At 39.3% G+C, this 23,087-nt stretch carries 21 protein-coding genes and 1 riboswitch; of the genes, 19 read left to right on the top strand and 2 right to left on the bottom strand.

From position 1 onward, the window contains the following. Positions 1 to 107: 107 nt before the first annotated feature. From ACQKL0_RS07815 to ACQKL0_RS07880, 14 genes are all read left to right on the top strand, one after another. On the top strand, positions 108 to 986 hold the full coding sequence (locus ACQKL0_RS07815; protein WP_427686885.1) for a superoxide dismutase: 879 nt from the start codon (positions 108 to 110) through the stop codon (positions 984 to 986). A gap of 429 nt (positions 987 to 1,415) precedes the next feature. Continuing rightward, positions 1,416 to 1,979, top strand: coding sequence for an alkyl hydroperoxide reductase subunit C (gene ahpC / locus ACQKL0_RS07820; protein WP_402869253.1), 564 nt, complete (start codon positions 1,416 to 1,418; stop codon positions 1,977 to 1,979). A 134-nt stretch (positions 1,980 to 2,113) separates the two neighbouring features. Continuing rightward, positions 2,114 to 3,763, top strand: coding sequence for an FAD-dependent oxidoreductase (locus ACQKL0_RS07825; RefSeq protein WP_427686887.1), 1,650 nt, complete (start codon positions 2,114 to 2,116; stop codon positions 3,761 to 3,763). A 191-nt stretch (positions 3,764 to 3,954) separates the two neighbouring features. Next, a complete protein-coding gene (locus tag ACQKL0_RS07830) occupies positions 3,955 to 5,115 on the top strand; it encodes a D-alanyl-D-alanine carboxypeptidase family protein (RefSeq protein ID WP_402869250.1) in 1,161 nt (386 codons plus the stop codon). After that, entirely contained in the window at positions 5,108 to 5,701 is a 594-nt protein-coding gene (locus tag ACQKL0_RS07835; protein WP_402869248.1) for a nucleoside recognition domain-containing protein, read from the top strand. Before ACQKL0_RS07830 ends, ACQKL0_RS07835 begins: the two co-directional genes overlap by 8 nt. A gap of 2 nt (positions 5,702 to 5,703) precedes the next feature. Continuing rightward, entirely contained in the window at positions 5,704 to 6,243 is a 540-nt protein-coding gene (locus tag ACQKL0_RS07840) for a spore maturation protein (protein ID WP_407406941.1), read from the top strand. Positions 6,244 to 6,520: 277 nt separating this feature from the next. Beyond that, positions 6,521 to 7,261 (top strand): pseudouridine synthase, encoded by a 741-nt coding sequence (locus tag ACQKL0_RS07845; RefSeq protein ID WP_402869246.1) that lies wholly within the window; start codon positions 6,521 to 6,523, stop codon positions 7,259 to 7,261. A gap of 198 nt (positions 7,262 to 7,459) precedes the next feature. Beyond that, positions 7,460 to 7,990 (top strand): thiol-disulfide oxidoreductase ResA, encoded by a 531-nt coding sequence (resA, locus tag ACQKL0_RS07850; RefSeq protein WP_402956650.1) that lies wholly within the window; start codon positions 7,460 to 7,462, stop codon positions 7,988 to 7,990. An 18-nt stretch (positions 7,991 to 8,008) separates the two neighbouring features. Further along, positions 8,009 to 9,655: a cytochrome c biogenesis protein ResB gene (resB, locus tag ACQKL0_RS07855; protein ID WP_427686889.1), complete on the top strand. Its 1,647-nt coding sequence runs from the start codon at positions 8,009 to 8,011 to the stop codon at positions 9,653 to 9,655. Next, entirely contained in the window at positions 9,648 to 10,826 is a 1,179-nt protein-coding gene (gene ccsB, locus ACQKL0_RS07860; protein ID WP_427686891.1) for a c-type cytochrome biogenesis protein CcsB, read from the top strand. The genes resB and ccsB overlap by 8 nt, the downstream gene beginning before the upstream one ends. Before the next feature lie 283 nt (positions 10,827 to 11,109). Further along, positions 11,110 to 11,826 carry a response regulator gene (locus ACQKL0_RS07865; RefSeq protein WP_402956654.1) on the top strand — a complete coding sequence of 239 codons (717 nt, stop codon included), beginning with the start codon at positions 11,110 to 11,112 and terminating at the stop codon, positions 11,824 to 11,826. Further along, positions 11,823 to 13,616, top strand: coding sequence for an ATP-binding protein (locus ACQKL0_RS07870; RefSeq protein WP_407406986.1), 1,794 nt, complete (start codon positions 11,823 to 11,825; stop codon positions 13,614 to 13,616). The genes ACQKL0_RS07865 and ACQKL0_RS07870 overlap by 4 nt, the downstream gene beginning before the upstream one ends. 174 nt (positions 13,617 to 13,790) lie before the next feature. Further along, on the top strand, positions 13,791 to 14,372 hold the full coding sequence (gene sigX / locus ACQKL0_RS07875) for an RNA polymerase sigma factor SigX (protein WP_427687030.1): 582 nt from the start codon (positions 13,791 to 13,793) through the stop codon (positions 14,370 to 14,372). Continuing rightward, complete coding sequence (locus tag ACQKL0_RS07880; protein WP_427686893.1) at positions 14,338 to 15,552, top strand: hypothetical protein; 1,215 nt, start codon at positions 14,338 to 14,340, stop codon at positions 15,550 to 15,552. Before sigX ends, ACQKL0_RS07880 begins: the two co-directional genes overlap by 35 nt. A gap of 90 nt (positions 15,553 to 15,642) precedes the next feature. On the opposite strand, the gene serA is transcribed toward ACQKL0_RS07880, so the two are convergent. Beyond that, positions 15,643 to 17,217 carry a phosphoglycerate dehydrogenase gene (serA, locus tag ACQKL0_RS07885; protein ID WP_402956658.1) on the bottom strand — a complete coding sequence of 525 codons (1,575 nt, stop codon included), beginning with the start codon at positions 17,215 to 17,217 and terminating at the stop codon, positions 15,643 to 15,645. A gap of 339 nt (positions 17,218 to 17,556) precedes the next feature. Then, positions 17,557 to 17,689, top strand: a riboswitch (FMN riboswitch). A gap of 170 nt (positions 17,690 to 17,859) precedes the next feature. Between serA and ACQKL0_RS07890 the strand changes: the two genes are divergently transcribed. Continuing rightward, entirely contained in the window at positions 17,860 to 18,432 is a 573-nt protein-coding gene (locus ACQKL0_RS07890) for an ECF transporter S component (RefSeq protein WP_402956660.1), read from the top strand. Positions 18,433 to 18,566: 134 nt separating this feature from the next. Here ACQKL0_RS07890 and ACQKL0_RS07895 read toward each other — a convergent pair whose 3' ends face one another. Continuing rightward, complete coding sequence (locus tag ACQKL0_RS07895) at positions 18,567 to 18,815, bottom strand: ferredoxin (RefSeq protein WP_402869232.1); 249 nt, start codon at positions 18,813 to 18,815, stop codon at positions 18,567 to 18,569. Positions 18,816 to 19,101: 286 nt separating this feature from the next. Between ACQKL0_RS07895 and ACQKL0_RS07900 the strand changes: the two genes are divergently transcribed. From ACQKL0_RS07900 to ACQKL0_RS07915, 4 genes are read left to right on the top strand one after another with little or no spacing between them, the layout of a single operon-like run. Continuing rightward, on the top strand, positions 19,102 to 20,169 hold the full coding sequence (locus tag ACQKL0_RS07900; protein ID WP_427686895.1) for a helix-turn-helix domain-containing protein: 1,068 nt from the start codon (positions 19,102 to 19,104) through the stop codon (positions 20,167 to 20,169). Then, the gene (locus ACQKL0_RS07905; RefSeq protein WP_427686897.1) at positions 20,166 to 21,674 is read left to right on the top strand and encodes a RecQ family ATP-dependent DNA helicase; all 1,509 of its coding nucleotides are present in this window, start codon (positions 20,166 to 20,168) and stop codon (positions 21,672 to 21,674) included. The genes ACQKL0_RS07900 and ACQKL0_RS07905 overlap by 4 nt, the downstream gene beginning before the upstream one ends. Then, positions 21,664 to 22,293, top strand: a complete 630-nt coding sequence (locus ACQKL0_RS07910) for a CPBP family intramembrane glutamic endopeptidase (protein WP_402869226.1) — start codon at positions 21,664 to 21,666, stop codon at positions 22,291 to 22,293. The genes ACQKL0_RS07905 and ACQKL0_RS07910 overlap by 11 nt, the downstream gene beginning before the upstream one ends. After that, positions 22,271 to 23,059, top strand: coding sequence for a LysM peptidoglycan-binding domain-containing protein (locus ACQKL0_RS07915; RefSeq protein WP_402986111.1), 789 nt, complete (start codon positions 22,271 to 22,273; stop codon positions 23,057 to 23,059). Before ACQKL0_RS07910 ends, ACQKL0_RS07915 begins: the two co-directional genes overlap by 23 nt. The last annotated feature ends 28 nt before the right edge of the window (positions 23,060 to 23,087 follow it).

Consider the following 23,087-nt stretch of genomic DNA (forward strand, 5'->3'; position numbering starts at 1 on the left):
ACAGCAGGGCCTAATAGCCTTGCTGTTTTTTTGTTAAGGGTCTTTTCTTTTATTTGGAGCATAAAATGGGTTGATGTCTTATTTGAGATTTTTGGAGGGTGTGCTTATTGGATATAAGACAGTATGTGATGGATGTCAGTGAATGGATCGAACAAATGATGGGGTACATGGAGAGTATTGATATTAAGGATCGACGAATGATAGCAAATATGGAACAGCTTTCACGATGGACAAAGACATTGGAAACCGGAGATATAGATAATGAAGAACTACAAAAGATTGAAGAAGAAATAAACAGGATTTATAGAGAAATCAAAGAAAGGGCAACTGGTTTCCAATCTCAGAACGAAACAGAGGGATCTGTAGCTATCGGGAAACATACGCTGCCCCCCTTGCCATATTCATACGATGCACTAGAACCAATCATCTCGGCAGAAATTATGCGCTTGCATCATGATAAGCATCACCAAACATATGTGGATGGTTTGAATAAAGCGGAGTTAATGATGAAAAAGGCAAGAGAATCCAATGACTTTTCACTTTTGAAACATTGGGAAAGAGAGGCAGCATTCCATGGTTCCGGACATTATCTGCATACATTATTTTGGGAAGGCATGATGCCAGGAGGTGGAGGTCAGCCGAAGGGAGATCTCCTTAAACAGATTGAGAGAGACTTTGGAAGTTTCGAGGCTTTTAAAAGTCACTTTAGCGAAGCGGCCAAACAGGTGGAAGGCGTTGGCTGGGCCATTTTGGTCTGGGTTCCCCGATCACGTAGGTTAGAGATCCTTCAATCTGAGCGACATATGATTTTGACACAATGGGATACCATCCCTGTCCTTGTTCTGGATGTCTGGGAACATGCTTATTATCTTCAATATAAGAACAATAGGGCAGCCTATGTAAAAAAATGGTGGAATGTCATAAATTGGCCGCAAACCACATTACGGTTCAATAAAGCAAAAAAACTGATTTGGAAACAACAATGAATAGTAAATGAGTTCTCGCGAAAAGATAGGAAGGGATGGATGGGGCCATAGTGGTTCCATCTTTTTCGTTTAGATCATTTTCGGGGGTATGAAAAGTATGGAAAAATGACAGGAAGAGGAAATCAGGGACCGAAAGGGAGTGAATACTTCAGGTGAATATTCTCAATTGTAAATTATTGTTATTAGAATTAGGGCGTGATATTTCTTCTAAAATAATTTTATATTTTTCATATTAGTTCTTGATATAGTAATGTGGGTATGTTAAATAGACCATTCATAGGGATTATAACTTGTTTTTATGTATATTAGTATAAAGTTGTGTCGAAAATGTGAACATGACAATTATTAAGTTATATTTATTGACTAGTTACTAAATAATAATTATTATAAACAGGAAGCAAAAAATATTTTTTCTGGAGGAATAATAATATGTCATTAATTAATAAACAAGTTGAAGATTTTAAAGTTCAAGCATACCAATCAGGAGAGTTCAAAGAAGTGACACTAGAAGATGTAAAAGGAAAATGGGCTGTATTCTTCTTCTATCCAGCTGACTTTTCATTCGTATGTCCAACAGAATTAGCTGATCTTCAAGATAACTATGAAACATTCAAAGAAATCGGTTGTGAAGTTTACTCGGTTTCAACTGATTCTCATTTCAGCCATAAAGGATGGGCAGATGCTACTGATACAATCGGTAAAATCGAATACCCAATGCTAGCAGATCCAGCACTAGCTCTATCTCGTCAATTTGGAGTATTAGTCGAAGAAGATGGCGTAGCTTTACGTGGTACTTTCATCGTAAATCCAGAAGGCCAAATCAAATCATATGAAGTGAATGACATGGGAATCGGCCGTAATGCTGAAGAACTTATTAGAAAAGTTCAAGCTGCACAATTCGTAGCAGAACATGGAGATAAAGTTTGCCCTGCTAAATGGACTCCAGGTGAAGATACATTAGAGCCAAGCTTTGACCTAGTAGGAAAACTTTAATTTTAGGATATTTCCCTATACATATATCAACTAGTTGATATATAAAACAGCTATGATTGACAAAAGGCACTTACTTCAATAAGTGCCTTTTGTCCTTTAAAAATAAAATTTTTTAAACAGCAAGGAGATCAACTATGGAAAAAATATATGATTTATTGATTATCGGGGGAGGGCCAGCAGGTCTTTCTGCGGGAGTTTATGCAGGTCGAGCAAAATTAAAAACGATCATCCTTGAAAAAGGAACTGGCGGTGGGCAAGCAGCCACCACTTCAGAAATAGCTAACTATCCTGGTATTCACAACATCTCAGGTCCAAAGCTAGTGGAGGAAATGAAACTTCAAAACGAAGATTTTGGTGTGGAGTTCGCTAAATCAGATGTAACCGGCGTAGATTTCTCTGGGGAAGTAAAAACCGTAAAAACGCTTAGTGGGGACTATCATGCACGCGCTGTAATCATTGCAACGGGCGCCACCCCAAGAAAACTTGGGTTTCCAGGAGAAGAAGAATTCACTGGCCGAGGCGTAGCGTATTGTTCAACCTGTGATGGAGAGTTCTTTGAAGGCTTGGAAGTTTTCGTCATTGGAGCAGGATATGCAGCGGCTGAAGAAGCCATTTTCCTTACTCGCTTTGCAACAAAAGTAACCATTATCGCCCGCGAATCAGCCTTCTCATGTGCCCCTTCCATTGTCGATAAAGTAATGGCCAATGAGAAAATCGAGGTCAAATTCAATACAGAGATTCTTGGTGCTTATGGCGACGGCATGATTCAACGTGCCCGCTTCATCAATAACGTAACAAAAGAAGAGTGGGAATATGAAGCGAAGGAAGAAGATAGTACATTTGGCATTTTCGTGTTCATTGGTTATCAACCTCAAACGGCCATTTTCCAAGGCCATATTGAAATGGACCGTGCTGGCTATATCCTAACTGACGATGATATGAACACAAATGTAAAGGGTGTTTACGCAGCAGGTGACTTGAGACCGAAGTCCTTGCGTCAGATCATTACAGCAGTATCTGATGGAGCGATAGCCGCTACGGATGCGGGTAAATATGTTGCAGAAGAAAAAGACCGCTTAGGCATTAAAGATGAGCCGGTAGTGGAAGAAAAGAAAGAGGAAAAGAAAAAAGCTGCTGCACCAGCAGGTAAGAGCTCCTTACTGAGCGATACGTTAAGAGGCCAACTAAAAGGAATCTTCGATAAGATGGAGAATGACGTGACCTTAGTATCAATCGTGGATGAAAGCCTACCCAAATCGGTAGAATTACGTGATTTCTTATTAGATGTTGCAGAATTAGGGGACAAGCTTCATCTTGAGCTATATAATAAAGGTGAAAATAAAGATATGGAAGAAAAAGTGAATGCCGATAAATTCCCTGTAGTCTCCCTGTTAAATTCGAATGGGGAATACAGTGGGGTCAAATATCACGGTGTACCAGGCGGACATGAACTGAACTCCTTCATTTTAGCTATCTACAATCTTGCTGGTCCGGGTCAAGCGATGGATGCTGCTGTTCGGGATTCAATCAAATCAATTAGCAAGAAGACAAATATTAAAGTCATGGTATCTTTAGCGTGCCACTTCTGCCCTGACGTTGTAGTTGGAGCACAAAGAATCGCCATTGAAAATCCTAATGTTGAAGCTGAGATGGTCGACATCAGTAATTTCCAAGACATTAAGAAAAAGTATAAAGTTATGAGTGTTCCGGCTATGATCATCAATGATGAGGAAGTAGTGTTCGGAGCGAAGAAGATCGATGAAATTGCTGCTTTATTAGTTTAATAGATGAAAAACCGATGGATGGACATAACATGTCTGTTCATCGGTTTTTTTTCGTTTTTTTGTACCTTAACCTAATTGAATTATGCTTGTAACCTTCCTATTATCTTTAAAGACCTTCGATTATTTAATCATAACCCTTGTCCATTTGCATAAACTTGTACAAAAACAAGTAAAGAAACGGGAGGGCACTCATGCGTTTTCTATATAAAGAAATACCCAAATTGTGTATGGTCATTCTCATGTTTTCTTTTCTAGCACCATTACAGAGCGTTCAAGCCAACGTAGCCGTCAGTGCCCATAGTGCCATTTTAATGGACGAAGAAAGTGGAAGGGTCATTTATGAAGTGAATGCTCACGAAAAGAACCGAATTGCAAGTATCACGAAAATCATGACTGCTATCTTAGCTATCGAATCGGGAGAAATGGATGAGACCGTAACAATCAGTAGTAATGCTTTTGGTACTGAAGGGTCTTCCCTTTATTTGAAAGAAGGTGAAAAGATCAAGCTTGAAGATTTGGTTTATGGCTTGATGTTACGTTCGGGGAATGACGCGGCTGTTGCGATCAGCGAAAAGGTGGGAGGGAGCCTTGATGGTTTCATTTGGATGATGAATCAAAAAGCGGAAGAAATCGGTATGAAGAACTCCCACTTTACGAACCCTCATGGATTGGATAATACCAAGAATCATTATTCAACGGCATATGATATGGCTTTACTCACCCGTTATGCTATGCAAAACAAGACATATGCCAAGATAGCCGGCACTAAAGTACATCGGGCCCCTAACTCGACCGAGAATTGGGATTATGTATGGAAAAATAAGAATCGGCTACTCACGCAATTATATGAGTATTGTACCGGCGGGAAAACGGGCTATACTAAACTTGCAAAGCGGACATTGGTCACTACAGCGACTAAAAATAATCATAATCTTATCGCTGTCACGTTGAATGGGCCGGATGATTGGAATGACCACATCAATATGTATGAATCTGCTTTCAAGAATTACAGTTTGACTGAAATTCTTCCTGAAGGCGCCATAAAGGACATAAAGAATAAAACGTATAGAGGGCATGTTTATTTCAAAAATGATTTTTCCTATCCTCTTACTAAGGACGAAAGGAATTCAATAAAGGTTAAAATGAAATTCCTGAAGCCGAAGAAGAGTTGGGAAGACAAACGAAATATTCCGGAAGTAGTGGGCAAGGCTTATATCTATCTGGATGGAAAACAGGTCGGTTCGCGTTCCATCTTTTATGGTGAAACTGTAGAAAGTTTCAACCAGCAATCTTTTCAGTCCTCGTGGGCTGCTCTATTCGAAGCAGTATTGGGAATAGATAGAAATGGTTAATTATATCTGGGTTGGAATGACGGTAATCGGTATAGTATTCGCCATGATTAATGGGACCATGAATCAGGTGAATGAAGCACTTTTTGTTAGCGCCAAGGAAGCTGTCACCCTTTCGATAGGCTTGATGAGCATTCTGGTTTTTTGGCTGGGGTTAATGAAAATCGCGGAAGAATCGGGGCTGCTCGAAAAACTATCCGTTTTGTTCAAGCCTTTAATGAAATGGTTATTCCCTGAAGTCCCTCCCAATCATCCTGCAATGGGCTATATTTTATCCAATATGATGGCGAATACGTTTGGATTGGGAAATGCAGCGACACCATTAGGGATTAAAGCCATGGAGCAGTTAAAGAAATTAAATGGTAATAAAGCGACCGTAAGCCGTTCGATGGTTACCTTTTTAGCGGTGAATACTTCAAGTGTGACATTGATCCCAACGACCGTCATTGCTATAAGGATGAATTACGATGCCGTCTCCCCGACTGACATAGTGTTTCCAACTATCGTGGCTACAGCCATTTCGGCGGTAGGGGGAATAGCGATAGATCGATACTTTTATTACAGGAGAAAGCGGAATGGGAGGGAATAGGAATGCTACAATGGATGACCGCCATTTCGATTTGGTTGATACCACTTTTGATTCTCTCGATTTTATTATACGGTACGTATAAGAAGGTTCCCACCTATGAGACCTTCGTAGAGGGGGGGAAGGAAGGAATCAGTATGTCTTTCTCCCTTATCCCTTTCTTGGTGGGAATGCTCGTCGCCATTTCGGTGTTTAGAGCCTCAGGGGCTCTTGATTCCTTCGTACAGGCATTAAAACCGATTCTGGCCTTTCTTCACTTCCCGGCTGAGGTTTTCCCCCTGGCGATCATCCGTCCTATATCGGGAACGGCTGCATTAGGGATGACGAGTGACTTGATTTCCGTATATGGTCCGGATTCCTTTGTTGGTCGCTTGGCGGCTACAATCCAGGGAAGTACAGATACGACCCTGTATGTGTTGACTGTATATTTCGGAGCAGTGGGAATTAAAAAAATGGGTGATGCACTCAAGGTTGGCTTATTGGCGGATTTAGTCGGGGTTATAGCAGCAGTGGTTGTGGTCACGCTTGTTTTTGGTACAAAGTAAGCCGAGGAAATGGATGTATCCATTTCCTTTTTTTATTGATATCCTATATTTTACGATTTTAAGAAAAGGATACATTTTTTTGCCATGGAAAATTAAGCTATGTTACACTCATTATGGAAACCAGCCTATATAACAGATCTTAAATGGATGAAATAATAAAAGAAACGGCCATATTCACGAAAAACCTTTTGTTTTTGCCTCGCTATATGTAATAATTGTATGATTGTGTATGTACAGACAATAACAAACGAATGATTATACTATGAGGTGAAGATAGATGGAAAGATTACAAAAGGTAATAGCACATGCAGGATTAGCATCGCGTCGTAAGGCCGAAGAGCTAATATTAGAAGGCAAGGTAAAAGTGAACGGTAAAGTAGTGAAAGAATTAGGTGTGAAGGTAGGTCCTAATGACAAAGTACAGGTCAATGAAATCCCACTCGAGAAAGAACCACCTGTATATTTCGTATTCTACAAACCACGCGGAGTCATTTCAGCTGTTTCGGATGATAAAAATAGAAAAGTCGTAACGGATTACTTCCCATTCGTCCAAGAACGGATTTATCCTGTAGGTCGTCTCGATTATGATACTTCCGGTTTATTGGTTTTAACGAATGACGGGGATTTTGCGAATACACTCATGCATCCAAAACATGAAGTCGACAAAGTGTATGTAGCTAAAGTGAAGGGCATTCCTTTACGTGAGAGCCTAAGGAAATTAGAAAAAGGAATCATGCTTGAAGATGGAAAAACAGCTCCAGCTAAGACCAGAGTACTGACGACTGATAAGAAAAAGGAAACGGCCATTATAGAAATCACTATCCATGAAGGGAGAAACCGCCAGGTCCGTCGGATGTTTGAAGCGATAGGCCATCCTGTAATTAAATTAAAACGGGAGCAATATGGTTTCTTAACATTAGATGGACTGACTGCGGGAGATTCAAGAGAGTTAACTCCCCATGAAGTTAAATTAATGCGGACGATGGCATCGACTGACCCTAAACAGCGGAGAATGTAATACGTTTTTTCTCTTTATTAACAGGTTGAAACCGTTACCCCATTCATCCAAGCGGTTGAATGGGGTGGTGGAAAACAGCCTGTAAATTCCTTTTCTTTCATGATACGAAAAAGGTGTCGACGAATCTTCAAAATATGGTCATCGTGTAACATGTTATATTGGTATGGTGAAATATAGAGCTGCCTTAGGAGGATTTCTATGGATAGAAAAAAGCGACGCCTAGTGAGCAGGACCATCATTCTACTGTTATTAGGTGCAGCTTTAGTGTTTGCCCTTTATACGAACTTCACTAAAGATAAGAATGACAGTCTTCAAAAAGGAAAGGAAGCTCCTAATTTTGTTTTGACTGACATGGCAGGCAAAGAACATAAGTTGTCGGATTATAAAGGACAGGGTGTTTTCCTGAACTTTTGGGGTACATATTGTAAGCCTTGTGAATACGAAATGCCTTATATGGAAAGTCAATATCAAACATACAAGGACCAGGGTGTTGAGATATTAGCAGTCAATGTAGGGGAGTCTGAATATTCGGTCAATAATTATGCTGCAAAACATAATCTTACCTTCCCAATCATGATTGATAAAGGCAGGGAAGTGGAGAATGCGTATCGCGTTGATATTTTACCGGTCACCTTCTTGATAGATAAAGAAGGAAAGGTAATAGATATCATTACCGGAGCCTTGACAGAAGAGAGCATCCAAAAGCATATGGAGAGAATTAAACCATAATACTGGGGAGTTTTTGACATGAAAGAAGTAAAATGCGATTGTGGCCATGTAAATCCATATGGTACAAAAATTTGTGAAGTTTGCGGGAGTATCCTGGATAAAGAAGATAAAAAATTAATTGATATGCGCTATGAGGGAAGTGCCAGACGTTCACAGACTTATAACAAAACGATCATTGATAAAGTCTGGAATTTCTTCTCTTCCGTTAAGGTTGGGGTTACCCTTATAGTCCTGGCCTTGGTTGCTTCTGCAATCGGAACAATATTTCCACAGGAAATGTATATCCCTTCTTCTGTAACACCCGCCGAACATTACCAATCGGAGTATGGAACGTTAGGGAAGTTGTATTATGAATTCGGATTTCATAATTTATACAGTTCATGGTGGTATCTAATCATTATAGCGATGTTGGGCATATCCCTTCTGATTGCAAGTATCGACCGCTTTTTCCCATTATATCGGTCTTTAAAGAAACAAGGAATTACTCGCCATGATGGTTTCATGAAGCGACAAAGGGTATCGGGAGTGACGAAGCTTGATGGCCAGGGAGTAGATTTGGAAGAAGTAAAAGAGCGGTTGAAAAAGCAGCGCTATCATATACGTGAGGAAAATGGGAACATTCTTGCAGAAAAAAGCCGTTTTTCACGTTGGGGCCCTTACGTCAACCATATCGGACTTATCATTTTTTTAATTGGGGCTTTACTACGCTCAGTACCTGGAATGTATATTGATAAAGTGCTTTGGCTAAGGGAAGGCGAGACAAAAGAGATTCCTGGTACAAATGGTGAGTATTATCTTAAGAATAATGAATTCACACTGGAAGTCTATGATAAAGAGAATGAAGAAGACGAGCAATTCAGTGCCGCCATTGATAAAACTGGTACGATAGCTAAGACTTATGAAGCAGATGTGACATTGTTCGAGCGTCAAAATGAAGCGTTGCCAGGTGAAAAAGCAGAACTTGATAAAGTTAAGGATTTTAAAATAAAAGTGAATGAACCCTTGAAACACGATCACTTTGCTTATTATCAGGTGGATTATAAATTGGACGAGCTTAGTACCATGTCTTTTAATCTCATCAATAAAGAGACAGAAGAGAAATTTGGAAATATCACGGTGGATTTGAATAATCCGCAGAAGATGTATGAATTGAATAAAGGGTATTCTGTCGAGTTAATGAGTTATTTCCCCGATTTCGAATTTGATGAAAAAGGAGAACCGACGACGATATCAAAGGTTCCGAATAATCCGGCATTTATCTTTAATATGAAGACCCCAGATAAACCAGATGGAGAAGTGAGTTTCGTAGCTATAAAAGAGACGGTGGAACCATTAGGAGAAAATACATATAAACTGGCTTTTGCTGGAGTTGAAACGAAAGACGTTACAGCTTTGACTGTCAGGAAAGATCTTACATTGTGGATTCTTTTCACCGGGGGAATTATCTTCATGATAGGTGTTATCCAAGGTTCGTATTGGAATCATCGCCGTATATGGATTAAAAGAAATGAGAGTGAGATTTTGATAGCCGGCCATACCAATAAAAACTGGCATGGCATTAAGAAAGATATAAAAAATGCGATTGAATCAACACCACTTTGTGAACCAACAGATTTACTAGAAGAGGAGAAATCTTCTAATAAGGGGGAAGTTTTAAATGGCTGATTTGAGCGGTAATTTATTATATGCGGCCTTCTTTTTATATCTAATTGCGACCTTTATTTTTGGAGGCTCGATAAAGGATAAAAAAGGAGCAGAGGAGAAAAAACAAAATAACTGGGCAAAATTAGGAATCACCTTGACCATTTTAGGATTTGCAGCGCAGGTGGGTTATTTTATTACAAGATGGATTGCTGCGGGCCATGCACCTGTTAGTAACCTGTTTGAATTTACAACATTTTTCGGCATGATGATGGTAGGGGCATTCATCTTGATTTACTTTCTTTATAAAACGCCCGTCCTTGGGTTGTTTGCCCTCCCCATTGCATTATTGATCATTGCGTATGCAAGTCTGTTTCCGACGGAAATATCGCCGCTCATACCAGCCTTGCAGAGTGATTGGCTACATATCCATGTAACAACTGCAGCGGCAGGGCAGTCCATTCTTGCCATTAGCTTTATCGCCGCTATCATTTATCTGGTTAAATCGGTGGAACAGACAAAAGCAAGTAAACGGACATTTTTTCTTGAAATCATCATGTATACGTTAGTCAGTACACTTGCACTTGTAATAGTATCCTCCACTTTCTCCATGATGGATTATAAAGCTAGTTTTGATTGGGTTGATAAAAAAGATATGGCAGCCAAACAGGAATATACACTTCCTGCCTTGGTTGGTCCTCATGAAGGGGTTATGATTGAAAAGGGACAATTTCAACCATTGGTGGAGATGCCTGCAATAATCAATGCGAAAAAACTGAACACAGTCATATGGTCGATTGGTGCAGGACTCGTCCTGTATGGCTTGATAAGGTTGATTTCTCGGAAAAGAGTCGCTGCTCTAATAAAACCGCTTGTTAAAAATGTTAATTTGAACTTGCTGGATGAAATCAGTTACCGTTCCGTTCTAATTGGATTTCCGGTCTTCACACTCGGGGCACTTATTTTTGCCATGATTTGGGCCCAGATTGCTTGGACACGATTCTGGGGATGGGACCCGAAGGAAGTATGGGCCCTTATCACCTGGTTGTTTTATGCAGCCTTTTTACATCTGCGTATGTCTAAGGGATGGCAGGGAGAAAAATCAGCCTGGCTTGCGGTCATTGGTTTTGCCATCATGATATTCAATTTGATATTTGTGAATTTGGTTATCGCTGGTTTGCATTCATATGCCTAATTAAGGGAACCTTATCATTAGATGAAGGGGGTCTTTTGATAGTAATGTCGTTAATTTTATCGATATTCCTACCAAACGATCCCTTTTTTATGATTAAAGCGTTATTGCTAGGGAAATAAATCCTAGAGGGCTTTTAGAAAGCTTGTGGTAATTATTGTGACAATATAGTGAAAAGTTAAGGAAGAGCCTATAGAATTGGCTGTTTATCTGGATTTGTTAAGAAATAATATTAGGCATTAAAGCTTTCATTTTGTAAAATAAATGATAGGAGGCTGGTTACGAAATGTATAATGCTATTAAAATTCTTGTGGTGGATGATGAAGAAAGAATCCGCCGCTTGCTAAAAATGTATTTAGAAAGAGAAGAATACATAATTGATGAAGCTGAAAATGGTGATGAGGCTTTAGTGAAAGCTCTAGAAAATGATTATGATTTAATTTTATTGGATATTATGATGCCTGGCAAAGATGGTATTGAAGTCTGTCGGGAGTTGAGAGAGAAAAAAACGACACCTATCATCATGCTTACCGCTAAAGGTGAAGAAGTGAATAGAGTCCAAGGATTCGAAGTGGGGACAGATGATTATATTGTCAAACCCTTCAGTCCACGTGAGGTTGTATTAAGGGTCAAGGCGTTATTGCGCCGTTCTTCCAATGCAAATTACATGCAAACCGAAGCATCAGCAAAAGATGTAATCGTATTTTCCCACCTAACGATTGATAATGATGCCCATCGTGTGCTCGCGGATGGCAAGGAAGTATCTCTCACGCCAAAAGAATATGAATTATTATATTTCTTGGCGAAATCCCCCGATAAAGTTTTTGATCGTGAGCAGTTGCTAAAAGAAGTGTGGCATTATGAATTCTTTGGAGACCTTCGAACTGTGGACACGCATGTCAAACGCTTGCGTGAAAAGTTAAACCGTATATCCGAAAATGCTGCCAAAATGATTGTCACTGTTTGGGGCGTGGGTTACAAGTTCGAAGTTATTAACGACTGATGCTATGGGGCAGTGTTGTTGGTAAGCTTTGGGCAACGATTCTTTTGCTGGTATCCTTTGTTCTGATCGTTTTGACTGTACTTCTGGTTGAATTCTTTGATAATTTTCAGATAGAGAATGTCGAAAATGATTTAACCAAAATGGCACAGCAAATCATTACGGTCACGAATGAACATGGGGGCACTGGAGACGAAGTTCTCCAAATAGCTTCTGAATTGATAGGTGATGAAACGAAAGTGATCATCTTGAATGACAATAAAATGGTCTTTTCATCTGTTGATGAGAATGGGTTTAAGATAACGCCTGAATTCATTAAAGATGATCCCGAATTATTAAAGGTATTTACAGAGAGAAAAACTGTAAAAAAAGAGATGATGCTTTCGACTGAGGGGACAGATGAAGATACATTGTCAGCAATTGTAGTGGGGGTTCCTCTTGAATTAAATGGTCAGCAGGATGAGGTTTTCTTGATTCAGTCATTGGAATCGATGGAAGAAACAACGAAATCCACAACGCAGTTCATCCTCTTAGCTGCAGGGATCGCTATAATATTGACAACGATTTTCGCTTTCTTTTTATCTACGAGAATCAATGCTCCACTAGTAAAAATGAGGGAAGCTGCCTTGGCCATAGCTCGTGGTAAATTTGATACCAAGGTTCCCATCCTCACCCAGGATGAAATAGGTGAGTTGGCCATTGCATTTAATCAGATGAGAAAACAGCTGAAATTCAACATGAATGCCCTCAGTCAAGAAAAGGAACACCTTGCAAGCATTCTCAGCAGTATGGCAGACGGGGTTATTACCTTTAATAAAGATGGTACTATCCTTGAGACGAATCCTCCAGCTGACCGGTTCTTGCAAGCATGGTACTTTGAAAAAGGATACAATCGGGAAGACAATATGAATGTACCATCAGTACTCATGAATCTATTTGACGAATCAGAGTCCTATGATAAGGAACAAGTTGGAGAAATTACTTTACAGGGTAGAAATTGGGGACTGATTGTCAGTCCTTTATATTCAACTGCAGATAATATCCGCGGTGCTGTCGCCATCATCCGTGATATGAGTGATGAACGTCGCATGGATAAACTAAGGACGGACTTCATTGCCAATGTGTCCCATGAGTTAAGGACCCCGATATCGATGCTACAAGGGTATAGTGAAGCCATTGTAGATGATATAGCAGGCAGTGAAGCTGAAAAAATGGAAATGGCTCAGATCATTTATGATGAATCGTTGAGGATGGGACGTTTAGTTAATGATTTATTGGATCTAGCCAGATTGGAATCAGGGAAAATGAACCTTACTTATGACCTGGTTTCCGTCTCCCCCTATTTAAAGAGGATTACAAGTAAGTTCTATGGACTGGCTAGAGATAAAGGGATCACGATTACGACGCATCTTCAAGACGATGGGATCAACTGGAGTTTTGACCCTGATAGAATTGAGCAGGTATTGACGAATTTAATTGATAATGCAATCCGTCATACTCCTGCAGGCGGAAAAATCGATGTCATTCAAAAAATGAGTGATCGCAGAGGCTTGATTATAGATGTGAAGGACTCTGGTTCAGGTATTCCGGAAGAAGACTTACCATTCGTATTCGAGAGATTTTATAAAGCGGATAAAGCACGTACCCGTGGACGGTCTGGTACGGGCCTAGGTCTGGCCATTGTTAAAAATATCATTGATGCACATGATGGATATATTTCGGTGAACAGTTTACCAGAAAAGGGAACAACATTCAGCTTTATTCTACCTCGAATATTGGAAAATGCTGAATAAATGTCAGATTGCTTGGCAAATAATCTTGATACATGAGAAACAGAGTGGGCAAAGGCAATTGGATTCTCCTAATTGCCTTTGCCCATATTTTATTTGCGGGCAGTATATGGAGTGAATTGGGTAATTAGTATAAAATAAGTATGTAACTTTCATATGAAAATATCGACTATAATTATGAACGGATGTGGAGAAATAATGAATTCCATTTTCCACGATCTTTATGAAAAATATCACCAGGAAATTTATCAATTCATTTATTATATGACCAAAGACCGTGAAACGGCAGAGGACCTGGTTCAAGAAGTTTATATAAGGATAATGAAGGCCTATAATCGTTTTGAAGGCAATAGTAGTGAAAAAACCTGGATGTATTCCATTGCGAGAAATGTGACCATTGATTATTTTCGGAAACAAAAAGGATGGAAGAATAAAATCATTCCCAATATTGATTGGGATGGTCAGATGATTAAAGATAATCAGCCGATTCCCGAAGAAGTGGCCATTATGAATGATAATGTCAGAGAGATATATCGTTGCTTGAATCGATGTACTGTTAATCAAAAAGCAGTCATTATTTTACGGTACATACAAGGCATGTCCATTTCAGAAACCGCGGGTGTACTGAATTGGAGTGAAAGTAAGGTAAAAACAACGCAACACCGCGCTTTAAAAGCGATTAAAAAAATGATGGATGATTCATCAGAAGAGGGGAGGAATTCCTTTGAAGAAATCCCGTTGGAAAGAAAGAGAAATTGAGGACTTGCTTCGCCAACTTCCGGAGGTAAAAGATAAACGCTCGAAGAAAGAAGTGTTTTCGAGGATAGAAGGTAAGCAAAGAAGAAACCGTAAAAAACTTTGGATTCCTCGTATTGTGGGCATTGCCTCCTTATTCTTAATGATGATCATTGGATCTTCACTGATGATTGGAAAAGATGAATCTCAAGAGCAGGAGGTTAATAGCCACGGCAATGGAAAATTGGCCATTTCAGAAAGTAAGATCATTTTGGATAAGCAAGAAAAGCATGATATTGAATCACATGAAAAGCAGGATGTAAAGGAAGATATTGAGGGCGAACCAATAGAAAAAAATGAATTGAAAAGTAAATCTCAACAAGTGGAAAAAGAAAAAACACCCATTCGTGCGATCTACTCAGAAGATTTGCGGGGGAAGTCGACAATAACTCTAGGCGTGCCTGATCACCAACAGAATTTTATCGTACCTCTATCTTTTGTAGTCGATACTATCGAAGAAACGGAAGCCTTGGATCAGGTGGTAAAAAAGATGTCGACCATTAATGAGAAAAAATATGGCCTGTCCGATTATTTCCCTCTAGATATTAAGGTATCCCATGTTCCCACCAACAACACAGCAAATATCGAATTACGGGCAGGCAGTAATCTGTTGGATGAGGATATCGTGTTTCTTAGAACCATGGAAGAAACCTTATCCTATCTAAATATTGATAAAGTGACATTTACAACGGACGGAAAATCTGGTGCCAGTTTTGCTCATGCCGGAACAGTAATAGAAGAAGAAATTCCCCAGCACAAGAATCGCACATTCTTTCTTTATCACACGGATAAATCATCTTCAAGTTTCCTTGTGCCTAGCAATATCGATTATCAGAACATGGAAGAGGCCCTACAAGCGGCAAAGGAGGAACCTGGCATAGAAGGGATTTCTTCTGCTCTACCGGAGAGTTTGAAGTGGGAGAACCTAACATATGATGGGGGTTTAGTAACTGTAGAACTGGCACAAGAAGGCCGCTTGAAGAATGATTCAGAGTCGCTTCAAGGTTTGGAAGTCATTCTATTTACAGCTAAAGACTTTGGCTATGCAAAGGTGAAGTTTGAAAACTCCCCTGTAGAAATGGTAGGTTCTCTGAATTTATCGGAAGAGATTACAGTACCCGTTGCTCCTAACTTAGTTAATTAAAGGTCAAGTGCATGCTTGCGATGTGAGAGGCAGATGAGGGTCGTTCAACAAAAAAAGGATGCCCGCTAGTGGGGCATCCTTAAGTGGAAATTATAAAGCTATTCGGGCCATGAAAGTAATTTCTTGTGTTTCCTCTAAGAATTGCTTCATATTATCTTCTAATGGTTTATCGAAACTCAATACCATGATAGCTTCCCCGCCAGCTTCTTTACGACCAACTTGCATAGTCGCGATATTTACGGCATGATCACCAAGAATTTTACCGACGTTACCGATTACTCCAGGTTTATCAGTGTGTTGGATATAAAGTAAATTAGCTTCTGGATGGAAATCAATTTTGAAACCATTCAGATTGACAATCCGGGAACCATAGTTCTCGATATGAGTACCACTAATGGTTAATTCGCGAGTGTCGCCTTTTACTTTTAGACTGATCAGGTTAGAATAACCTAGAGAGTCAGTAGAAACCTTTTCGCCAATGGTAATGCCACGCTCTTTAGCAACCAATAGCGCATTCACTTCATTAACTGAAGCATCTACTCTTGATTTGAAGAAGCCTGCTATTAGGCTTTTTGTTAGAATAGCGGTGTCGAAGTCCAATGATTCACCTGCATAAGTTACGGAAATCTCCTGAATGCCTTCTTTCATGCATTGTGAGGCAATGGAGCCCATTTGTTGGACTAGTTGATAGAATGGCTGAACCTTTTCAAACACCTCTTTAGAAATGGCTGGAAGGTTAATTGAACTTGATACAGGATTACCTTCAAAATAGGTTAATACTTCTTGGGCGACTTGAACGGCAACATTCAATTGGGCTTCTTTAGTGGAAGCTCCTAAATGAGGAGTAGCGATGACGTTATCAAGTTCAAGTAATTTATGGCCAAGCGGTGGTTCTTCAACAAAAACATCCAATGCGGCTCCAGCTACATGTCCCTCGACAATCATTTCATATAAATCATCTTCATCAAGGATTCCGCCACGCGCACAGTTTAATACGTACACGCCTTTTTTACAGGTGAGTAACTTTTCTTTATTGATTAACCCTCTAGTTTCGTCCGTTAGAGGTGTATGTACAGTGATTATATCTGCTTTAGGGAGCAATTCATCTAAAGTCAGGGAAGTTACGGACATTTTTTTTGCACGATCGGCTGTTAAGAATGGGTCATAAACTATGACTTCCATGCCGAAAACTTTTGCGCGTTTGGCAATCTCTCCACCAATTCGTCCGAAACCAACAATGCCTAAAGTTTTTCCGCGAAGTTCCGTTCCTGTATAAGAAGATCGTTTCCATTCTCCATTTTTCAGGGAAGCATAAGCTTGCGGAATATGGCGCATCAAGGAAGCCATCATGGCAAATGTATGTTCAGCTGTTGAAATTGTATTTCCGTCAGGAGCATTCACAACAACGATTCCTCGTTTTGTTGCAGCAGGAATGTCAATGTTATCAACGCCGACACCTGCGCGAGCAATGATCTTTAGTTTTGGCATGCGGTTCATTAAATCTTCTGTAACTTTTGTTGCACTTCTAACCAGTATTGCATCGATCTGATCAAGTTCGTTTGCTGCTTCTTCTACAGTCTTCTGAATAAGAAGAATATTGGATGCCTCTGAAAGCGGTCCGAGTCCTTCTGGTTTGATGGCATCTGCTACTAAAATCTGATACACGTGTAAACACCTTCCTAGGTAAAATTCTCTTAAATTTCAGTTAATTTTACAATTGAAATGGGAAAACTGTCAATTTGGCATACCTATATGTAAGCGCTTTAATTAAAGTTGCTTTGAAATTCACTCGTCCAAAACCGCAAGGGCAAAGGGTTTGAGTCGTAATTTTCTAAAAATAAAAATTATTTTAGACCGAGTAAAATGTCGTGATTATAAATACATATTTTGTTTAAAATGAATAAAAGTGTAATATTCGATTGTCGTAAATTCATAGTTGCGATGAAAATACTATTCAAAAAAAGAAAAATCATTTATAATGAAAATTGTAAATTAATTTTATAGGTCTATCTTCGGGGCGGGGTGTAACTCCCCACCGGCGGTGATGAAGAAAAATTCTTCTAAGCCCGCGAGCCTTAGGGCAGGATTTGGTGAGATTCCAAAGCCGACAGTATAGTCTGGATGGGAGAAGATGGAGGTTCCTGAATGCGTTCAAACAGTCAAGTGCTGAACGTTTGTTTGATGAAACCTTTAATTTATCCCTTTAATTCTGTCGGAATTAAGGGGTTTTTTATTGAACATCAACATTCATGAAGGATCCCTAACCTCTTTTTCAAGGTAGATCAAGAAAAAGAAGGAGAGAGAACTATGAAATCGAACAAAGTTAAAAAGATGGTCACACTTGCAATGCTAGGAAGTCTTTCCTACCTACTAATGCTTTTGAATTTTCCATTTCCGGGATTTCCGCCTTTTCTGAACATTGATTTTAGTGACATCCCAGCACTGATGGCGGCATTGATTTTCGGACCGCTTGCAGGAGTTTTAGTTGAATTCCTGAAAAACTTATTGGATATGGTCATGACTGGAAGCGATACGGGTGTACCGGTTGGACATATCTCTAACTTTATAGCGGGGGTATTATTCATACTGCCAACATATTATGTATATAAAAAAATAAGTTCGAAAAAAGGAATGACATTTGCCTTGCTAGCCGGAACAGTTTCCATGGCGCTAATTATGAGTGTCTTGAACTATTATGTCTTTTTACCGGCATATACTTTCTTTATGGGATGGGATGCCATGACCGCACCAGAGTCAAGACAATTCGTAACTGCGGCAATACTCCCTTTTAACATCATTAAAGGAGTGCTCATTACTTCCGTTTTCATGCTATTATTTGTTAAACTCCAAACATGGATCAATAAAACAAGTGTTATATAAACATGCTTAATATATAAAAAGAGGCAGAAACAACCAGATGATAACTGGGTTGTTTCTGCCTCTTTAATGTATGGGGAGAAGTTTTAAAAAATACATAAAAAAAGCCATTCTCAAAATGAAAATGGCTTTTATTCTTATTCGAATTTTAAAGCGTCGCCCTCGAATGATTCGTCTGCGACTTTGATAGAGTCTGTGGGGCATCCTTCAAATGCATCCATCATGTCATCTATAAGAACATCGGGGATTTCAACGATTCCTTCGTTATCATCTAGCGTAACAAAAGCAATTCCTTCATCATCATAATCATAGATATCTGGTGCTGCAGCTCCACAAGCTCCACAAGCGATACATGTTTCTTTATCAACAATAGTAAATTTAGCCATGAATAAAACCCCTCCTAAGTTGATTTACAACTCAAAACCTTTTTATTATAGATTAACATCTCTTTCTTATTGTAAGACCGAATGCCGAACTTATCAATAGAAAATGTAACGATAATACGGCAGTATATGAAAAGTCAACACAAATTATTGGGAAAATTTCTTTATAACGAGTACGTATTTAGTTGTTTATTCACAAATATCGTTGCATATATGACATAAAAAAAGGCGGTATTTGCAGATTTTTGTTACAATATAATTGGATAAATGGAACAAGGATGTGAGTTTCATGAACAATTATCTTCAAGCAATCATTTTATATGCGATACAAAAGTTCCAAGGTGAGCGTTCCATCTACGCAATTTATCATATGCTTCAGGGTAAAAAATCGTCCCAGACTATTCAGGATGCGCATTTATTTGGTCTGACGAACATATTTGGGACTATGCCTCGTTTTACCCGGGAGGAGTTATCTCAAAACATAAAATTGTTTCTTGAACTGAAACTAATCGAACCAACGGAAAAAAATGATGTGTATTTGATTAGTGAACAAGGAGGAGGGGCGTTGGCCTCTTATTTCAAAAAGTGGCCTCTTCCTTTATCACTAAATGGGTGGAAATACCAAAACATCACCCCGGATTTTTGGAGAAGACTCAATCTTCTTATCCAAACTATATCCCATATTGTCCACAATGAAAGGCCTTTTTATCCGATACAACAGAATCAACGAGTACAGGAATTCGTAAAGGGTTTTTTATATGCCAACCAACAAAATCGAGAGTTACTTGCTCAGCATCTTTTTGATGAATTGGTCACCCTCTTAGAGATGCAAAGTGAGTTGAACCGTGACATTTTTGTTTTGAAAATTACGGGAGTCAATCGAATCGGACTTACGTTTGAGCAGATTGGAAAAAGGAAAGAAATTGATGAGTGGTTTGTGCACTACGTTTTTCTCGATTCATTGCATCAAATGCTCGCAGAGATATCAACAGTACGCGATTACCCTCTGTTGGCTTCTTTAATCCATGATTGGAAAAATGGTGGGCATCCTCATCTAACACAATCGACACATACGACTCTGCAATATATTCAGGCAGGGAAAACGATACAGGAAATTGCAGAGATTCGTCGCTTAAAAGGAAATACGATTGAGGATCATCTCGTAGAAATCGTGCTATCGGACAAAAGTTTTTCGATAAATGACTATGTTCCAATAGAGGATGAAGACAAAATCATTACGGTCATTAAACGGTTGAATACGAGAAAACTCAAGGCAATCAAGGAAGCTGTCGATAATGAGCAAATTAGTTTTTTTCAAATAAGGCTTGTACTTGCGAAAATAGGTGATAGAGGATGAACTTGAATACAGTCCTGAAAGATAAATTTGGATTTGACAATTTTCGTCCTGGACAGCATGAGGTAATCGAATCCTTGCTAGAAGGGACCGACACATTGGCAATGCTTCCCACAGGGTCTGGTAAATCATTATGTTATCAGCTCCCTGCTTACCTTATCAATAAGACGGCTATAATTGTTTCACCGTTATTATCCTTGATGCAGGATCAGGCGGATCAGCTTAAGATGAGAGGGGAAAAAAGTGTTCTGACCCTCAATTCTTTTTTGACCGCGTATCAAAAAAAACAGGCATTTGAACGATTGCAAACGTATCGGTTTATTTTTCTGTCTCCCGAAATGCTTGGGCTAGAAAGTGTAATCCAGTCTTTAAGGAAAATTGACATAGGCTTATTTGTCATTGACGAGGCGCATTGCATTTCTCAATGGGGATATGATTTCAGGCCGGATTACTTGAACTTGGGAGAAGTGAGGCGTAAGTTAAGTAACCCATTAACGCTTGCCTTGACGGCAACAGCAACAAAAGAAGTACGGCAAGATATAATCAGGAACTTGAATATCTCCCAACCCAAGGAAATCGTTTCATCCGTTGATCGGGAAAATATCGCGATACTTGTGGAAAATATATATAGCTACGAAGAAAAGCTTGCCCGTGTCCTCTCGCTTGTCAGGGAATTTCCAGGTAGTGGAATTATTTATTTTTCTTCGAAAAAAGTGGCTGAAGCGGTCTCGGGTTTTTTACAGGAAAATGGAGTCGGTAGTGTCAATTATTATCATGGAGGTATGGAACAGGAGCAAAGAATGCTCATTCAGCAGCAATTCATCTTGGGCCAGTTAAAAATCATTTGTGCAACGAGTGCGTTTGGAATGGGAGTCAATAAAGCTGATGTTAGATTTGTCATCCATTTTCATATGCCATCCACAATGGAATCATACCTTCAAGAAATAGGGAGGGCAGGCCGTGACCAAAAACAAAGTGTAGCCATTTTACTATATAGCGAAGGGGATGAAGGACTTCCGTTGCATTTGATGGAACAACAGCTACCAACTGACCATCAAATTGAGGCCGTTTGTTCGTATTTAAATGAAGCGAAAAGAAGTATGGCTGATTTAAGTCTTTCTGAAAAAGAGCATCTTCTTCAGAGCTTTTCCTTGAATGATATTCAATTCCGTTTTTTTACACAATTTCTGACGGATGATGACTCACCATTGCATAGAACAAGGATGAAAGACTATTGTCATACAAGAAAGATGCAAAATCAGGCAAAGCTGAACGTTTTTTTGAATTGGATTCATACTAAAATATGTAGGCGTTTGGGCATTTTGCATTATTTTGAAGAAGAGCAGCAAAAAGGGAATGACGTATGTTGCGATCGTTGTGGAATAGATGCAAAAAATATCTTGGATGTATGGCCGGCAGTAAAGGAACAGCAGGGTAATTCATATTCTACATGGAAACAGGAATTAGCTTTTATCTTATTGGATAAGGATAATGGGCATGAAAAATAAGCAGGCGCAATTAATTAAACAGCTGACAGACAAACAGTTACTATATAATTTGTTCCTGACCCAAATTATTCTCTTAACGATTGGCTTTTTTTTAGGTATTATCTTATTTGAAGATTTTTCTACCTTTCGTTCTTTATTTGACATTAAAGATATGGATATTTTGTTGATAGGTGTCCCTGCTGGAATCTTAGTGGTCATTTTTGATGTGGTTATGATGAAAGTGACCCCTGTTTCCTATCAGGATGATGGTGGAGTCAATGAACGCATTTTCAGTAGCCTACCATATCCCATGATCTTTATCGTCTCTTTGTTAGTAGCGGTTAGCGAGGAATTATTATTTCGTGGTGTTATGCAGACACATATAGGCTTATTGTGGACGAGCATTATCTTTGCGGCGGTTCATTATCGTTACTTATTTAATTGGTTTTTATTTTTGAATGTGACGCTTTTAAGCTTTCTCATCGGATTTTTGTTTGAATGGACCCAAAATATTTTAGTGACGATCACAGCCCATTTTTTAATAGATTTTATCCTCGGTATATTAATAAGACATAAGTATGTAAAGCTGGCAGTATGTGAAGAGGGTGGTGACTTAGATGAGTCGTGTAAAAGAGAATGAAAACGATCAAGCTGGAGAACTTCGTACGCGATCCGATCGTCATAAGGTGAAGTCATCTTTACCAAAAAGAAGTGAGGTTCATCAGAGTAAAAAGAAAAAAAGCAAAGTGAAGATAAAGTTCCCAATGATTAAATTATTATCGCTATTTTTCATTTTGCTTCCTATAGGATTTTATAGTCTTTATACATACCTTCAGGATAGGCCTGAAAAGGATACCAAAAGTAGTGAAGTGGTGAATTTTAGTGATGACGAAGAAACTATAGAAGAGGCTGTGCCGACAACGGCAACGGCCGGGGATATTAAGGAAAAAGAAGAAAAAGATACTGCTAAGCTTAAAGAAAAAAAGCAAGAGGAAGATAAGGCTGCAGAAGAAAGAGCAAAGAAAAAAGCCAAACAAGAAGCGGAAGCAAAGGCTAAAGCAGAGGCGGAAGTAAAAGCCAAACAAGAAGCGGAAGCAAAGGCTAAAGCAGAAGCGGAAGCGAAGGCCAAACAAGAGGCAGAAGCAAAGGCTAAAGCAGAAGCGGAAGCGAAAGCCAAACAAGAAGCAGATAATAAAGTAGCTTCTGGGGATGCCGCAGCTACCAAATCGGAGGCTGACGGATATAAAGTTGTTTACCATACGGTTCAGGCAGAAGAGACATTGTTCAGGATTGCGATGAACTACTACAAATCGCAGGAAGGCATTGCGCTAATTCAGAAATGGAACGGGCTGAATGGCAATGAGATTTCGAAGGGACAAGTCTTGAAGATACCACTGAAAAAGTAAAAGCAAAAGCACTCTGTCTCTTAAGATC

The sequence above is a fragment of the Peribacillus sp. NPDC097264 genome, assembly GCF_050277925.1.
GTDB lineage: Bacteria > Bacillota > Bacilli > Bacillales > DSM-1321 > Peribacillus.

What these genes read in the sequence shown, in the direction of transcription:
- ACQKL0_RS07905 (WP_427686897.1), top strand. Translation starts at nt 20,166, where the DNA reads ATGAACTTGAATACAGTCCTGAAAGATAAATTTGGATTTGACAATTTT.
- ACQKL0_RS07830 (WP_402869250.1), top strand. Translation starts at nt 3,955, where the DNA reads ATGCGTTTTCTATATAAAGAAATACCCAAATTGTGTATGGTCATTCTC.
- resB (WP_427686889.1), top strand. Translation starts at nt 8,009, where the DNA reads ATGAAAGAAGTAAAATGCGATTGTGGCCATGTAAATCCATATGGTACA.
- ACQKL0_RS07865 (WP_402956654.1), top strand. Translation starts at nt 11,110, where the DNA reads ATGTATAATGCTATTAAAATTCTTGTGGTGGATGATGAAGAAAGAATC.
- ACQKL0_RS07895 (WP_402869232.1), bottom strand. Translation starts at nt 18,815, where the DNA reads ATGGCTAAATTTACTATTGTTGATAAAGAAACATGTATCGCTTGTGGA.
- sigX (WP_427687030.1), top strand. Translation starts at nt 13,791, where the DNA reads ATGAACGGATGTGGAGAAATAATGAATTCCATTTTCCACGATCTTTAT.
- ACQKL0_RS07900 (WP_427686895.1), top strand. Translation starts at nt 19,102, where the DNA reads ATGAACAATTATCTTCAAGCAATCATTTTATATGCGATACAAAAGTTC.
- ACQKL0_RS07840 (WP_407406941.1), top strand. Translation starts at nt 5,704, where the DNA reads ATGCTACAATGGATGACCGCCATTTCGATTTGGTTGATACCACTTTTG.
- ACQKL0_RS07845 (WP_402869246.1), top strand. Translation starts at nt 6,521, where the DNA reads ATGGAAAGATTACAAAAGGTAATAGCACATGCAGGATTAGCATCGCGT.
- ccsB (WP_427686891.1), top strand. Translation starts at nt 9,648, where the DNA reads ATGGCTGATTTGAGCGGTAATTTATTATATGCGGCCTTCTTTTTATAT.
- ahpC (WP_402869253.1), top strand. Translation starts at nt 1,416, where the DNA reads ATGTCATTAATTAATAAACAAGTTGAAGATTTTAAAGTTCAAGCATAC.
- ACQKL0_RS07890 (WP_402956660.1), top strand. Translation starts at nt 17,860, where the DNA reads ATGAAATCGAACAAAGTTAAAAAGATGGTCACACTTGCAATGCTAGGA.
- ACQKL0_RS07910 (WP_402869226.1), top strand. Translation starts at nt 21,664, where the DNA reads ATGAAAAATAAGCAGGCGCAATTAATTAAACAGCTGACAGACAAACAG.
- ACQKL0_RS07825 (WP_427686887.1), top strand. Translation starts at nt 2,114, where the DNA reads ATGGAAAAAATATATGATTTATTGATTATCGGGGGAGGGCCAGCAGGT.
- ACQKL0_RS07835 (WP_402869248.1), top strand. Translation starts at nt 5,108, where the DNA reads ATGGTTAATTATATCTGGGTTGGAATGACGGTAATCGGTATAGTATTC.
- resA (WP_402956650.1), top strand. Translation starts at nt 7,460, where the DNA reads ATGGATAGAAAAAAGCGACGCCTAGTGAGCAGGACCATCATTCTACTG.
- ACQKL0_RS07915 (WP_402986111.1), top strand. Translation starts at nt 22,271, where the DNA reads ATGAGTCGTGTAAAAGAGAATGAAAACGATCAAGCTGGAGAACTTCGT.